This window comes from Aeromonas sp. s4 (genome assembly GCF_040907855.1).
Classification (GTDB): domain Bacteria; phylum Pseudomonadota; class Gammaproteobacteria; order Enterobacterales; family Aeromonadaceae; genus Aeromonas; species Aeromonas caviae.
In genome coordinates this window covers 12,779-25,981 of the sequence record NZ_JBFOCP010000037.1, presented here as the reverse complement: position 1 = coordinate 25,981, position 13,203 = coordinate 12,779, and the positions used below count along the sequence as shown (strand labels likewise).

Here is a 13,203-nt window from a genome sequence, read left to right as displayed (position 1 = left end):
AGGCGACTTTCTTCGCCGTTGCACAGGACGCGCATCATGGATCTGTTGGCAAGTCTGCACTTCTCTCTCTCCATCACGGGCCCCATCTGTCTGGTGCTGGTACTCGGCATCTGGCTCAAGCGGCTGGGTCTCTTGCCCGACAGCTTCGTCGAGTCCGCCTCCCGTCTGGTGTTCCAGGTCACCCTGCCAGCTCTCTTGTTCCTGAGCATGGTGCGCACCGATTTTTCCACCATGCCGAGCCCCTGGCTCATCCTCTACGGCCTGCTCGGCACCCTCGCCGGTTTCCTGGTGCTGGAGGTACTGGCGGCCCGTTTCATCAGCGAGCAGAAATTGCGAGGCATCTTCGTGCAGGGCAGCTTTCGCGGCAACATGGGGATCATGGGGCTGGCCTATGTGCAAAACGCCTACGGCCCGGAGGGGATAGGGGCCGCCGCCCTGCTGGTGGGCTCCATCACTGTGCTCTACAACGTGCTCGCGGTGATCACCCTGACCCGCAGCCTGGGGGGCGGAAAGGGGCTCACACCCATACTCAAGGGGATCGTCAAAAACCCCCTCATCATCGCCATTCTGGCGGCCCTGCCCTTCGGTCTGCTCGGCATCGAACTGCCCCAGCTGGTCATCACCACGGGCAACTATTTCGCCAACATGACCCTGCCGCTGGCCCTGCTCTGCACCGGCGCCAGCCTCAACCTCAAGGCCCTGCGCGGCGGCGCCATGCTGACCGGCTGGGCCACGGTCAACCGGCTGTGCTGCATCCCCGTGCTGCTGGTGCTGGGGGCCTGGGCGCTCGGCTTCAGCCCGCAGGCCCTCGGCATCCTGTTTCTCATCAGCTCTACCCCCACCGCCGCCGCCAGCTATGTGATGACCCGCGCCATGGGGGGTGACAGCGCCCTGGCGGCCAACATCATCGCCACCACCACCCTGGGCTCGCTCGTCACTACCAGCCTGGGGGCCGCCCTGATGAACTACCTGGGACTGATGGGGTGATGGGGCGCCGCCATGATGCACGACCCGGGGTTGACGGGATCGGCATTCGCCCTTGACCTTGCCGGAGGCGGCAGCTTTAGGCTGATTGCACATCGACAGAGGAGAGAGCCCATGACCATCGAACTCACCGTTACCGGCATGTCTTGCGGCGGCTGCGCTGCCAGCCTGCAAAAGGCCTTGCTGGCCCAGCCAGCAGTCCGCACCGCCACGGTCGACTTTGCCAGCCGCCAGGCCGTCATCGAGAGCGAGCTGAGCAAAGCCGAGTTGATCGCCCTGATCGAGGCGAGAGGCTTTCAGGTAGAGTGAATTATCACTTAATTGGTATAAATCAGACTAATATTCTGTTTACTTCTTTTTATTGGTGAGAGTGATCACTTAAATCCCGTTTAAAAAGAATAAAAATGCTGCAATTCCCTCATCCAAAAGGATTGCAGCATGACCCTTCCCATTCGCAAGACCCTGATCGCCGCCGTACTCGGCCTGACCCTCTCCCCCATGGCCATGGCGCTGCCCAGCGTGCACATTCTGGCCACCGGCGGCACCATCGCCGGGGCGGGCCAGTCTGCCACACAGTCCAACTACGAGGCCGGCAAGGTGGCCATCGAGACGCTGATCGCCGCCGTGCCCGAGATGAAAAACGTGGCCGACGTGCAGGGTGAGCAGGTGGTCAAGATCGGCTCCCAGGACATGAACGACGAGGTGTGGCTCACGCTCGCCAAGCGGGTCAACGCGCTGCTGGCCAGGGATGACGTGGACGGCATCGTCATCACCCACGGCACCGACACCATGGAGGAGACCGCCTACTTCCTCAATCTGACCGTCAAGAGCGACAAGCCGGTGGTGCTGGTGGGCGCCATGCGCCCCTCCACCGCCATGAGCGCCGACGGCCCCATGAACCTCTACAACGCCGTGGTGACTGCCTCCGACCCCGCCTCAAAGGGACGTGGCGTCATGGTGGCGATGAACGACACCGTGCTGGATGCCCGCGACGTCACCAAGACCAACACCACAGGAGTGCAGACCTTCGCCTCCCCCAACTTCGGCCCGCTCGGCTACATCCACAACGGCAAGATCGACTACCAGCGCAGCCCGGCCCGCCAGCACACCAGCAAGACCCCGTTCGATGTGAGCAAGCTCGACAAGTTGCCCCAGGTCGGCATCGTCTACAGCTACGCCAACGCCTCGGATCTGCCGGCCAAGGCCCTGGTGGATGCCAAGTTCGACGGCATCGTCAGCGCCGGGGTGGGCAACGGCAACCTCTACCACACCCTGTTCGACACCCTGGCCAAGGCGAGCAAGGACGGCATTCGCGTGGTGCGTTCCGCCCGCGTGCCGACCGGTTCCACCACCCTGGATGCCGAGATCGATGACGCCAAGTACGGCTTCGTCGCCGCCGAGACCCTCAACCCGCAGAAGGCGCGGGTGCTGCTGATGCTCGCCCTGACCCAGAGCAAGGATCCGGCCCAGATCCAGCGCTGGTTCCAGCAGTTCTAAGACCTCGGATCGGTCTGATTGACACTACCCCGTGAGATGAAGGGCAGGATAGGATCCTGCCCTTTCTTGTTGCGCCAGAGGCAGAGGCCGGCCCTCAGCTCATCATCAGCCAGCCGCAGAAACCCAGGTAAACCAGTCCCACCAGGGCGAGCCTGCCCGCCGTCATCCGCTCCCGACTGAACCCCCACCACAGCAGCGTGACCGCCAGCAGCGTCACCAGCGAGGAGGCCATCATGGTGCTGTCCAGCAGCCAGGGAGTGAACAGCAGGCAGAACGCCTTGGGAATGGTGCCCTGGATCATCATGGCGCCGGAGATATTGGCCAGTGCCAGCCGGTGTTTGCCCTGCCGCACCCAGATGAGCACGTTCATCAGCTCGGGCATTTCGGTGGCCACCGGGCTCAGCAACAGGGCGGCCACTACCGGCGAGAGGCCGAACAGCTCGCCCATGTTCTCCAGCTGGTGAACGAACAGCTGGGCCGCCAGCGCCACCACGCCGAGCGCCACCAGGGTTTGCAGCAGCACCTTGCCGAGCGCCGGGATCCTGGCGTGCGGATCCAGCATGAGGGGGGAGGGCAATTCCGCATCGTGGCTGTCGGTCTGTTTCAGCTCACGTCGCACATAGAGGAGGTACATCAACACGAACAGGGGGGCCAGCCAGGTTTTACCGGTGAAGGCCACCATGCCAAGCAGCACGGCCAACAGGAAGATGCCGGCAAACCAGGCCTGATCGCGGCCTATCTCGCGCTGCACCTCGCCATTGATGGCTCTGTGCTCCCGGCTCATGCACAGCAGCAGGGTCACGCCGACGGCAGCATAGCCTATGGTAGCCAGCACCAGCGGGCCGCCGAGGGCCGCACCTATGCCTATCTGCTGCTGGGCGGGGGCATCCCCCATCAGCAGCGCGGTCAGGGTGACGATGCATTCGGGCAGGGCCGTGCCGAGGGCAGCCAGCAGAGAACCGGTGGCGCTTTGGGACAGTTTGAAATGATGGCCGGTCCATTCGATGCCGTTGACGAAGTATTCGCAGGCCAGATAGATGGTGACGGCAGAGATCAGAAATAACAGCAGGGTGATCAGCATGATGAGTAACCGCCAGGCGAGCAGAACAACCGATGGACCCGATACGGCTCGCCCGGCTGGCGTGCATATCGAGGCCAAAGGTCTTGCAGGACGATAGGTGCTATCGCCGCCCATGCCATGGATCTGTGGATCCAAGAGTGTTGACATGGGCCCTGCCCGGATTTCGGGCGGGTTGCTACTCCCCAGTGACAGTGCGGGCTTTTTACCAAGTGGCTCGGTGAGGCGCAAGGCCAACAGGGGATGATCCGCGCGACAAGTTGTAAAAGGATGTGACAACCCCTCGACTCTCCCGTCCGGGATCCTGATCTTTTTACGAGGATCCTTGTGCTGGCACAGCGATTGCTACGAGTTGGCTACTGTCCACATTGACTTGGGAAGGGTGAACGATGAAACGGTGGATCCAACATTTTTACCAGCTTAATCGCCTCAACTGGCTGATGGTCTGGCTGCTGCTCTGCTGCAGCATCATCCTGCTGTTTCCGGCCGGATTGATGAAAGGCGCCGTGAGCCAGTGGGCCACGGCTCATGCGGCCTGGCTTGGGGTCGGCATGTTGATCGCCATCTCCTATTTCTGCAGTCAGGGCTTCCTGATCGCCTGGGAGTGGGCCTGTGACGAGTGGCAGTCCCGCCGCCAGCAGGATCAACTGGCCCAGATGATTGGCTTCCTCGACTTCAACGAGAAGGCGGTGCTGCGGGAGTTCGTACTGCAACGGAAAAGCGTCATAAACCTGCCGATCACCGAACCCGCCGTCAAAAACCTGATGGATGCCGGCGTGCTCACCTACGCCTACGGCAAGCCGGCGCGAGAGAAGGAGGACGAGAACCAGATCCGCGCCCTGATGATCGCCTTGCCGGCGCGCCCTCTGCTGACCTACAAGGTTCTGGGACTGTCGCGGGGCAAGATGAGCGACGAGCAGGTGGAGCAGATCATGAATGCCAGGCCAAAATTCGCGCAGAAAAGCCTCCAGCGCTGACCTTCTCCCCCCATGAAAGAAAAGAGCCGGACATCTGTTCCGGCTCTTTGCTGTCTGGCGTTGCTTATTCGGTTCTGGCCTTGAGGTAGCCGGCGTAGTCGGGCACCTGGACGCTGAATGCCTGCTGCATGTGCGGGCTGTCCATGATGAAGTCCGCCGTCGCCTCGTTGGTGGCGACCGGGATGTTCCAGACGGCCGCGAGGCGCAGCAGGGCCTTGACGTCAGGATCGTGGGCGGCGGGATTGAGGGGATCCCAGAAGAAGATCATCACGTCTATCTTCCCTTCGGCGATGAGGGCGCCGAGCTGCTGATCCCCCCCCATGGGGCCGGAGAAGAGGCAGGTAATGGGCAGCTGTGCCTTCTTGCCGAGCAGGGTGCCCGTGGTGCCGGTCGCATAGAGGTGGTGGAGCTTGAGCTCTTCCTTGCGGCGCAGCACCCAGTTCAGCAGAGGGGCTTTCATGTTGTCGTGAGCCACCAGGGCAACCCGTTTGTGGGGCGCCATCTCGCGTGCAATCAGTTCCATGGAGGTCATCCGTAGCAAAATGATGGGAATGGGGTCGTATCCTAATCGAAAGCGGCGCCTGCCGCTGCCCCATGCATCGTAACTGTGATCCCGGAGGCGGTTCAATCCGGCGCCTGCCATCCTGACAGCCTCTGGCCTGCCTTGTCAGCAACCAGGTTGGCTACCGTATCGTTGGGCAAGATCTCTGCCGCTGGTGCCATGAAAAAACCCGCCTGGGCGGGTTGGGATTGTCTCTTGATGTCATCGCGATTCAGGATGACTCGGCATGGAGCTGGGATTGCTGGTAGTTTTCCAGACCGATACGGGCGATGAGATCGAGCTGGGTTTCCAGCCAGTCCACATGCTCCTCTTCATCTTCCAGGATCTCCTGGAACAGGTCGCGGCTGACGTAGTCCTGCACGGACTCGGCATAGGTGATGGCGACTTTCAGGTCGGGGATGGCGTCCATCTCCAGAGACAAGTCACAGCGCAGCATCTCTTCCACCGTCTCACCGATGCGTAGCTTGCCCAGATCCTGCAAGTTGGGCAGCCCTTCCAGAAACAGCACCCGCTTGACCAGCTCGTCGGCATGTTTCATCTCATCGATGGATTCGTGATACTCCTTGTGCCCCAGCCCCTTGAGGCCCCAGTCATCATAGATGCGGGCATGCAGGAAGTATTGGTTGATGGCAACCAGCTCATTGGCCAGCACCTTGTTGAGGTGGGCAATGATTTTGGGATCTCCTTTCATCGACATTACTCCTCGTTTTCGAGCCTAGGCAACGATCACTAGAGCTTAGTCCAGAAACATGACCATAACGTGATGGGGAAAGTCGTCCCCTGGAGGGCAGAAGGAGAGATGAAGACGAGAAGTCGGCGATTTTACGCCACTTCGTAATAGAGCGGTGCCTGCTCTGACTGCATCTTGTCGATTTCGGTAGCGATGATCTCCATCGCCATGCGCACACATTTACCACATTGAGCACCGACTTCCAGCGACTGTTTCAACTGTCGGAATTCAGTCTTGCCTGCCTGTACCGCCTTGCGGATCTGGTTATCTGTGATGCCGCGGCACAAACACACGTACATAATCTGGACCTCATGTTGGAATGAGATGAAATCTAAATGAGAATAGTTCGTAGTGCAAAGAACGAATGGTAATAAGATCCCGAGCTTGCCAGTGATTCCACCCTTGGGGAGAATGCCTTCATCAGAGAGGATGCGAACATGTTCAAAAGACTATTCAATGCCCTGTTCAAGGGAGAGATCGCCCAGAGCCCCGAGGTTGAGCCCATCGAATACATGGGCTATCTCATCTATCCCGAGCCCATGGCGGAAGGGGGGCAATACAGGCTGGCAGGTCGCATCACCAGGGAGATCGACGGGCAATTACAGACCCATCGCTTCATCCGCTCCGATCTCTTTGCCAACCCGGCGGATGCCGAGCGCTTCATGGTGCAAAAGGCCCATACCTTCATCGACCAGATGGGGGAGCGCATGTTTGAACCCCGTGTGAAGCCAGACGCCAGCCCAGCTCCATGATGTCAGCCGAGCTGCTCGCCTTGCGCCACGCTATCGCTTCTGCCGGCGAGCGGCGTCTGATCTGGCTGGAAGGGGAGGAGGATGACTGCATCGTTCGTGCCGAATCCTTGCTGTGGGGGGCGGTGTTCTGGCTGGGGCAGGGTCCTGAGCGTCATGCTCCGCAGCCTGCCGCCAAGGCGCTTCAACGGCTCGGTCAGGAGTGCGACACCCTGGTATTCAATGCCTTCAGCGGTTTTCACCCCGATGCATTCGGTGCCTTGGCGGGGACATTGAGGGCTGGGGGGCTCTTGCTTCTGCTGACCCCGCCGCGGGAGGCATGGCCGACCTACCCAGACCCTGATCGTCAGAGGCTGGTCGCCCAGCCAGAGGAGGTCGATCGTGCCGGGCAGGGGTTCATCTCCCGTCTGGTACGGTTGCTGGAAGAAGATCCGGCGCGAGATCTGACGCCTGCCTCTTGTGATATTACCTGGCAGCCTCTCGACGGGGACCGGCCGCTGAGCGCGGATCAGGCCCGTGCGCTACCCGCCATCCACAACGTGTTGCACGGCCATCGCCGTCGCCCCCTGGTGCTGAGCGCCGATCGCGGTCGTGGCAAGAGCGCCGTGCTGGGGCTGGCGAGCGCCGACTTGCTGAGTCGGGATCCGGTCTTGACGATAGCGGTGACGGCCCCTTCCCACGCTACAGTGGCGACACTTTTTGCCCATGCAGAGCGAGCGCTGGCAGAGATGCCTGAGCGGCTGGCCGGTCTGAGCTATGTGTCCCCTGATCGGGCCGCTCAAGGAGACGTGCTGGCGGATCTGTTGCTGGTGGATGAGGCCGCCGCCATCCCGACCCCGCTGCTGGAAGCCATGCTGGCCCGTCACAGTCGCATTGTCTTCGCTACAACGGAGCACGGCTATGAGGGGACGGGGCGCGGCTTTCATCTGCGCTTCAAGAGGGTACTCGATGAGCAAACCCCGGATTGGCAGGAGCTGCACCTGGTGGAGCCCATTCGCTGGAGCCTGAGCGATCCGCTGGAGCCTCTGATCTTCCGGCTCCTTGGTCTGAATGCCGACATATCGGCACCTCATCCCCCGACATCACCGACCTGGCGCCTGGTCGGACAAGATGAGCTGGCCCGTGATGACGCGCTGCTCAATCGGGTGTTCGGCCTGCTCGTGCTGGCTCACTACCAGACCAGCCCCAGTGATCTGCGGTATTTGCTGGAGGGGCCGGATCTCGACATTCATCTGATGGAGCAGGGACAGGAGTTGCTCGGGGTGGCGCTGGTCGCGCGGGAGGGCAATATCCCCCCTGATCTGGCGCATGCGATCTGGGCCGGACGAAGGCGCCCTCGTGGACATCTGCTGCCCCAGTCGCTGCTGGCCCACGCCGGTTTCGTGACGGCGGGGGAGCGCTCTTATGCCAGGGTGATGCGCATCGCCATCCATCCTGCCCTTCATCGTCTCGGGCTGGGGTCCCGGTTGCTGGACAAGCTGGTATCACATTATCGGGCACTAGGGGTCGATTATCTGGGATCTGCCTTCTCCGCCAGTCCAGATCTGCTGCCATTCTGGCTCAAGGCGGGATTGAAGGTGCTGCGTCTTGGTCTGCAGCGCGATGCGGCCAGCGGCAGTCATGCAGCTTTGCTGCTGATGCCGTTGCAATCGGAATATCACGCCGAGCTGGCGCAATGGCGACAGCGTTTCATGAGCCAGTTGCCGGCCCTGCTGGCGGGTGAACTCAAGAGGCTGGATACCGAACTGGTCTGGCTATCCCTCAGAGGCGGACCTGTCACTCATGTGCCGGATCTGGATGAATTCGAACATCGGGAACTCGATTGCTTTGCCCACCATCACAAGCCATTCGAATTGTGCCAGGCGACACTGCAACGCTGGCTACTCCGGCGAGTGATGATGCTGGACGGGTTGAGTCAGGATGAACGACGGTTGCTGATCGCCACCATCTGGCAATATGCGCCCTGGTCAGAGCTGGCTGCCCGACAGGGTGTCGCGGGCAAACCCGCCCTGATAAAAGCATTGCGCTCCCTGCTGGCCAGACTGCTGGCTCAGCAAGCACCAGCGGGCTGACCCCGCCTCTGGCACGGCAGAAAACCACGGAGCCCGGGAGGAACCAATGGGCCCTCCGGGTTCTGCACATCGATTCGACTCACCATGGCTGAAGCTCTCTCCGTTCAAGGCGCGGCCACCCCGGGACCCGTTTCTCCCTCTTCCCTGCTCGCGTTTTGCCCATTGCCACTGCTCTGATGAGCCTGGTCAGGACTGTCTGCATTTTGGTTTTTTCTGAATATGGACTAATACTTGAATGTGAAATGAATTTTAATAAATGCATTATTTTCAGATGGTTAGCGTTGGGCGTATTGAATGCAGGCCATCTTCTCCAACGTGCACAGGGAGTGCAATGTGAGAAACGATGCAGCTCAGGCAGGTGCCGGAATGATGATGTGGTTCATCAGCAGCAGCGCCTTTGCCAATGAGATCCGGTTCAACATGACGCGCGGGGCGACCGCCATCAGCCAGCAGGTCTATGACCTGCACATGACGATTTTCTATATCTGTTGCGTCATCGGTCTGCTCGTCTTCGGCATCATGTTCTGGTCCATCGTGCACCATCGAAAATCGCGCGGTGCCAAAGCCGCCCAGTTTCACGAAAGCACCCGCATCGAGTTGCTGTGGACGGCCATCCCCGTGTTGATACTGATCGCGATGGCGGCACCGGCAACCTCGACCCTGTTGAAGATGGAGGATACCTCCAAGGCCGATCTCACCGTCCTCGTCACGGGCTCGCAATGGAAATGGCATTACAAATACCTAGAGTATCCAGTGGCGTTTTATTCCCTGCTGGCGACCAGCAAACAGCAGATCTCCGGTGATGCCCCCAAGGGCGGCAATTATCTGCTGGAGGTGGATAACCCTCTGGTATTGCCGGTCGGCAAGAAGATCCGTTTCCTGATGACCTCGGACGATGTCATTCACTCCTGGTGGGTTCCCGCCTTCGCCGTGAAAAAAGACGCCAATCCTGGCTACATCAACGAGTCCTGGACCCGGATCGACAAGCCGGGCACCTATCGTGGGCAGTGCGCCGAGCTGTGCGGGAAGGATCACGGTTTCATGCCCGTGGTTGTGGTGGCCAAATCCGCAGAGGAGTTCGAGGCGTGGATTGCCAGAAAGGGAGACGAGCAGGCAACTGCCAAGGCACAGCAACAGGCGCAGGCAGCGGAGACCATGACGTTGCCACAAGCCATGGCGCAGGGGGAGAAAGTCTATCTGGGGCACTGCGCTGCCTGTCATCAGCCCGCGGGTACCGGATTGCCCGGCATCTTCCCGGCGCTCAATGGCAGCAAGGTGACCACACAGGCGGAACATCGGGCCCAGCATCTGGACATCGTCCTGCATGGCAAGAGCGGCACGGCGATGCAGCCTTTTGGCAAACAGTTGACGGCGCAGGAACTGGCCGCCGTCATCACCTATGAACGCAATGCCTGGGATAACAAGACCGGCGACCTTGTGCAGCCAGCCGAGGTGCAGTCCCTTCTCAACCCGGCCAATCCGGACAAGGACAAGTGAGGCGTCGGCATGAGTGATGGAATCACGGATACCCTGCACAGCGAACATGTCCACCAGCCGGCGGCCGGTCTGAGGCGCTGGCTTTACACCACCAATCACAAGGACATCGGTACCCTCTATCTTTGCTTTGCCCTCACCATGTTCTTTACCGGTGGCGCCATGGCCATGGTGATCCGGGCAGAACTGTTCCAGCCCGGACTGCAACTGGTGGAACCCCTGTTTTTCAACCAGATGACCACGGTACACGGCCTTATCATGGTCTTTGGTGCCGTCATGCCCGCCTTCACCGGCCTCGCCAACTGGCTGATCCCCATCATGATTGGGGCCCCTGACATGGCGCTGCCCCGCATGAACAACTGGAGCTTCTGGATCCTGCCGTTTGCTTTCCTCATCCTCCTGTCGAGCCTGTTTATGGAGGGAGGCGGCCCCAGTTCTGGCTGGACCTTCTATGCCCCCCTGTCCACCCAGTACAGCGGCAACAGCACGGCCCTGTTTGTCTTTGCCATTCACATCATGGGGATCTCCTCCATCATGGGGGCCATCAACGTCATCGTGACCATCTTCAACCTGCGGGCGCCGGGCATGGGCTGGATGCAGATGCCACTGTTTGTCTGGACCTGGCTCATCACGGCGTTTCTGCTCATCGCTGTCATGCCGGTGCTGGCGGCTGCGGTGACCATGGTGCTGACGGACAAGTATTTCGGGACCAGTTTCTTCGATGCGGCCGGTGGGGGGGATCCTGTCCTGTTTCAGCACATTTTCTGGTTCTTCGGGCACCCGGAAGTCTACATCATGATATTGCCGGCTTTCGGCATCGTCTCCAGCATCATTCCGACCTTCTCCCGCAAGAAGCTGTTCGGTTATCGCTCCATGGTCTATGCCACCAGCAGCATCGCCTTGCTCTCCTTCATGGTCTGGGCTCACCACATGTTCACCACCGGATTGCCCGTGGTGGCGGAGCTGTTCTTCATGTACACCACCATGTTGATCGCGGTGCCGACAGGGGTAAAGGTATTCAACTGGCTTGCTACCATGTGGCGTGGTTCTCTGACATTCGAGACCCCCATGCTGTTTGCCATCGCCTTCATCACCCTGTTCACCATTGGCGGTTTCTCCGGGCTGATGCTGGCCATGACGCCAGCTGATTTTCAGTATCACGACACCTATTTCGTAGTGGCCCATTTCCACTATGTGCTGGTGACCGGTGCCGTCTTCTCGATCCTGGCTGCGGCCTACTACTGGTTGCCGAAATGGACGGGGCACATGTATGACGAGCGGCTCGGCCAATGGCACTTCTGGTGTTCGCTCGTCTCGGTCAATGTGCTGTTTTTCCCCATGCATTTTGTCGGGCTGGCGGGCATGCCTCGCCGCATTCCCGATTACGCCCTGCAATTTGCGGACTTCAACATGCTGATCAGCCTGGGGGGCTTTGCCTTCGGCCTGTCCCAGCTGCTGTTTGTCTGGGGTGTGATCAAATGCATCAGAGGCGGAGCCAAGGCGAGCGATCGGGTATGGGAGGGGGCCGAGGGGCTGGAATGGACGCTCTCTTCTCCCCCTCCCTATCACAGTTTCCAGACTCCACCGGATATCCGGTCGGAAGAGCGTTAGGGAGGTCATATGACCAAGGTCAGTCATGCCCCCTTGCTCAGAAAACTGGCTCTGGTCGTGCTCGTCATGTTTGGTTTTGCCTTTGCGCTGGTGCCGCTTTATGACGTCTTCTGCCGGATCACCGGCCTCAATGGCAAGACGTCTGATCAAGCGGCCAGTAGGGAGCGGGCGGTGATCGACAGCAAGCGGAGCATCCAGATCGAGTTTCTTGCTCATGCGGATACCCGGATGCCGTGGGAGTTCAGCGGTGAGACGGCTCGGCTGTCGGTGCGGCCGGGGGAGGTGAAAATGGTCAACTTTCGGGTGTTCAATCCCACGGAGCGGACCATGGTGGGTCAGGCGGTCCCGTCGGTCTCTCCCGGTCCCGCCGCAGCCTATCTGAAGAAAGTGGAGTGTTTCTGCTTCAATCGCCAGGAGCTGAGGGCAGGGCAGAGCAAGCTGATGCCGCTCAAGTTCTATATCGATCCGGCTCTACCGGACAGCATCAATACCATCACGCTTTCCTACTCGCTCTATGACATCACGGAGTCCGTACCTGCACCGGCACTCGCACAGAGGAAATGACCATGTCCAAGGTGAACCAGACCTATTATGTCCCGGACCAGAGTCGCTGGCCCATCATTGGTGCCATTGCACTGTTTTTCCTGGCGTTGGGGGCCGGACATCTGGTCAATGAAGTGGCGAGTGGGCAGACTGGTTTCGGCCGGTATCTGATGATGGCCGGTGTCGCCCTGCTGGCATTCATGTTGTTTGGTTGGTTCCGTCACATCATCCGGGAGTCCATGACCGGGCTCTACAGCGCCCAGATGGACAGATCCTTCAGGCAGGGCATGGTCTGGTTCATCTTCTCTGAAGTGATGTTCTTTCTGGCTTTTTTCGGAGTGCTGTTCTATGCCCGCCAGCTTGCGGTGCCCTGGCTGGATGGTGCGGGCCACAGGGTGATGACGGGCCAGCTGCTGTGGCCGGATTTCACCGCTCACTGGCCCCTGCTCAAGACGCCCGGCGGGGCCACGACCCAGGCCATGCCTTGGCAGGGGATCCCCCTCATCAATACCTTGATCCTGCTTGGCTCCTCCGTGACCCTGCTGTTTGCACACATGAGTCTGGAAAACGGCAGACGCATGCGGCTCAAGGGGATGTTGCTGGCAACCGTGGTGCTCGGGCTGACATTCCTGTGGTTTCAAGGCTATGAGTATCTGCATGCCTATCGGGATCTCGGACTGCGGCTGGATTCCGGCATCTATGGCAATACCTTCTTCATTCTGACCGGGTTCCATGGACTGCACGTGCTGCTGGGCACCCTTTTCCTGACCATCATCTGGCTGCGCATCATGCTGAGGGATCATTTCACCCCACAGCGTCATTTCGCTTTCCAGGCTGCGGCCTGGTACTGGCACTTCGTCGATGTGGTCTGGCTCTGTCTGTTCGTCTTTGTCTACCTGCTTTGAT

The 13,203-nt window shown here is 60.1% G+C and carries 14 protein-coding genes and 1 riboswitch; of the genes, 10 read left to right on the top strand and 4 right to left on the bottom strand.

What is annotated here, in order from left to right:
* Positions 1 to 36: 36 nt before the first annotated feature.
* The 3 genes from AB5Y89_RS12355 (at position 37) to ansB (ending at position 2,481) form a co-directional block, all read left to right on the top strand.
* Positions 37 to 987, top strand: a complete 951-nt coding sequence (locus AB5Y89_RS12355; RefSeq protein ID WP_368223871.1) for an AEC family transporter — start codon at positions 37 to 39, stop codon at positions 985 to 987.
* Between the two features lie 111 nt (positions 988 to 1,098).
* Positions 1,099 to 1,293: a heavy-metal-associated domain-containing protein gene (locus AB5Y89_RS12350; protein WP_042015137.1), complete on the top strand. Its 195-nt coding sequence runs from the start codon at positions 1,099 to 1,101 to the stop codon at positions 1,291 to 1,293.
* A gap of 129 nt (positions 1,294 to 1,422) precedes the next feature.
* Positions 1,423 to 2,481, top strand: a complete 1,059-nt coding sequence (gene ansB / locus AB5Y89_RS12345; protein WP_048208529.1) for an L-asparaginase 2 — start codon at positions 1,423 to 1,425, stop codon at positions 2,479 to 2,481.
* A 94-nt stretch (positions 2,482 to 2,575) separates the two neighbouring features.
* On the opposite strand, the gene AB5Y89_RS12340 is transcribed toward ansB, so the two are convergent.
* Positions 2,576 to 3,562 carry a sodium:calcium antiporter gene (locus AB5Y89_RS12340; RefSeq protein WP_368223870.1) on the bottom strand — a complete coding sequence of 329 codons (987 nt, stop codon included), beginning with the start codon at positions 3,560 to 3,562 and terminating at the stop codon, positions 2,576 to 2,578.
* 89 nt (positions 3,563 to 3,651) lie between these two features.
* Positions 3,652 to 3,758: riboswitch (yybP-ykoY riboswitch) on the bottom strand.
* A 190-nt stretch (positions 3,759 to 3,948) separates the two neighbouring features.
* Between AB5Y89_RS12340 and AB5Y89_RS12335 the strand changes: the two genes are divergently transcribed.
* Positions 3,949 to 4,536 (top strand): superinfection exclusion B family protein, encoded by a 588-nt coding sequence (locus tag AB5Y89_RS12335; RefSeq protein WP_041213974.1) that lies wholly within the window; start codon positions 3,949 to 3,951, stop codon positions 4,534 to 4,536.
* A 64-nt stretch (positions 4,537 to 4,600) separates the two neighbouring features.
* On the opposite strand, the gene AB5Y89_RS12330 is transcribed toward AB5Y89_RS12335, so the two are convergent.
* The 3 genes from AB5Y89_RS12330 to AB5Y89_RS12320 all read right to left on the bottom strand — a co-directional run bounded on the left by AB5Y89_RS12330 (position 4,601) and on the right by AB5Y89_RS12320 (position 6,127).
* On the bottom strand, positions 4,601 to 5,059 hold the full coding sequence (locus AB5Y89_RS12330) for a methylglyoxal synthase (protein WP_041211864.1): 459 nt from the start codon (positions 5,057 to 5,059) through the stop codon (positions 4,601 to 4,603).
* A 250-nt stretch (positions 5,060 to 5,309) separates the two neighbouring features.
* Positions 5,310 to 5,789, bottom strand: coding sequence for a bacterioferritin (bfr, locus tag AB5Y89_RS12325; RefSeq protein WP_010675778.1), 480 nt, complete (start codon positions 5,787 to 5,789; stop codon positions 5,310 to 5,312).
* A 131-nt stretch (positions 5,790 to 5,920) separates the two neighbouring features.
* Positions 5,921 to 6,127: a bacterioferritin-associated ferredoxin gene (locus AB5Y89_RS12320; RefSeq protein WP_268451430.1), complete on the bottom strand. Its 207-nt coding sequence runs from the start codon at positions 6,125 to 6,127 to the stop codon at positions 5,921 to 5,923.
* A 138-nt stretch (positions 6,128 to 6,265) separates the two neighbouring features.
* On the opposite strand from AB5Y89_RS12320, the gene AB5Y89_RS12315 reads away from it, so the two are divergent.
* The 6 genes from AB5Y89_RS12315 to AB5Y89_RS12290 all read left to right on the top strand — a co-directional run bounded on the left by AB5Y89_RS12315 (position 6,266) and on the right by AB5Y89_RS12290 (position 13,202).
* On the top strand, positions 6,266 to 6,580 hold the full coding sequence (locus AB5Y89_RS12315; protein ID WP_048208524.1) for an HlyU family transcriptional regulator: 315 nt from the start codon (positions 6,266 to 6,268) through the stop codon (positions 6,578 to 6,580).
* Positions 6,577 to 8,649, top strand: coding sequence for a tRNA(Met) cytidine acetyltransferase TmcA (locus AB5Y89_RS12310; protein WP_368223869.1), 2,073 nt, complete (start codon positions 6,577 to 6,579; stop codon positions 8,647 to 8,649). Before AB5Y89_RS12315 ends, AB5Y89_RS12310 begins: the two co-directional genes overlap by 4 nt.
* A 366-nt stretch (positions 8,650 to 9,015) precedes the next feature.
* Positions 9,016 to 10,146, top strand: coding sequence for a cytochrome c oxidase subunit II (gene coxB, locus AB5Y89_RS12305; protein ID WP_324031534.1), 1,131 nt, complete (start codon positions 9,016 to 9,018; stop codon positions 10,144 to 10,146).
* Between the two features lie 9 nt (positions 10,147 to 10,155).
* Positions 10,156 to 11,754: a cytochrome c oxidase subunit I gene (gene ctaD / locus AB5Y89_RS12300; protein ID WP_368223868.1), complete on the top strand. Its 1,599-nt coding sequence runs from the start codon at positions 10,156 to 10,158 to the stop codon at positions 11,752 to 11,754.
* Positions 11,755 to 11,763: 9 nt separating this feature from the next.
* Positions 11,764 to 12,318, top strand: a complete 555-nt coding sequence (locus tag AB5Y89_RS12295; protein WP_368223867.1) for a cytochrome c oxidase assembly protein — start codon at positions 11,764 to 11,766, stop codon at positions 12,316 to 12,318.
* 2 nt (positions 12,319 to 12,320) lie between these two features.
* A complete protein-coding gene (locus tag AB5Y89_RS12290) occupies positions 12,321 to 13,202 on the top strand; it encodes a cytochrome c oxidase subunit 3 (RefSeq protein WP_103859227.1) in 882 nt (293 codons plus the stop codon).
* The last annotated feature ends 1 nt before the right edge of the window (position 13,203 follow it).

What these genes read in the sequence shown, in the direction of transcription:
- AB5Y89_RS12355 (WP_368223871.1), top strand. Translation starts at nt 37, where the DNA reads ATGGATCTGTTGGCAAGTCTGCACTTCTCTCTCTCCATCACGGGCCCC.
- AB5Y89_RS12350 (WP_042015137.1), top strand. Translation starts at nt 1,099, where the DNA reads ATGACCATCGAACTCACCGTTACCGGCATGTCTTGCGGCGGCTGCGCT.
- ansB (WP_048208529.1), top strand. Translation starts at nt 1,423, where the DNA reads ATGACCCTTCCCATTCGCAAGACCCTGATCGCCGCCGTACTCGGCCTG.
- AB5Y89_RS12340 (WP_368223870.1), bottom strand. Translation starts at nt 3,562, where the DNA reads ATGCTGATCACCCTGCTGTTATTTCTGATCTCTGCCGTCACCATCTAT.
- AB5Y89_RS12335 (WP_041213974.1), top strand. Translation starts at nt 3,949, where the DNA reads ATGAAACGGTGGATCCAACATTTTTACCAGCTTAATCGCCTCAACTGG.
- AB5Y89_RS12330 (WP_041211864.1), bottom strand. Translation starts at nt 5,059, where the DNA reads ATGGAACTGATTGCACGCGAGATGGCGCCCCACAAACGGGTTGCCCTG.
- bfr (WP_010675778.1), bottom strand. Translation starts at nt 5,789, where the DNA reads ATGAAAGGAGATCCCAAAATCATTGCCCACCTCAACAAGGTGCTGGCC.
- AB5Y89_RS12320 (WP_268451430.1), bottom strand. Translation starts at nt 6,127, where the DNA reads ATGTACGTGTGTTTGTGCCGCGGCATCACAGATAACCAGATCCGCAAG.
- AB5Y89_RS12315 (WP_048208524.1), top strand. Translation starts at nt 6,266, where the DNA reads ATGTTCAAAAGACTATTCAATGCCCTGTTCAAGGGAGAGATCGCCCAG.
- AB5Y89_RS12310 (WP_368223869.1), top strand. Translation starts at nt 6,577, where the DNA reads ATGATGTCAGCCGAGCTGCTCGCCTTGCGCCACGCTATCGCTTCTGCC.
- coxB (WP_324031534.1), top strand. Translation starts at nt 9,016, where the DNA reads ATGATGATGTGGTTCATCAGCAGCAGCGCCTTTGCCAATGAGATCCGG.
- ctaD (WP_368223868.1), top strand. Translation starts at nt 10,156, where the DNA reads ATGAGTGATGGAATCACGGATACCCTGCACAGCGAACATGTCCACCAG.
- AB5Y89_RS12295 (WP_368223867.1), top strand. Translation starts at nt 11,764, where the DNA reads ATGACCAAGGTCAGTCATGCCCCCTTGCTCAGAAAACTGGCTCTGGTC.
- AB5Y89_RS12290 (WP_103859227.1), top strand. Translation starts at nt 12,321, where the DNA reads ATGTCCAAGGTGAACCAGACCTATTATGTCCCGGACCAGAGTCGCTGG.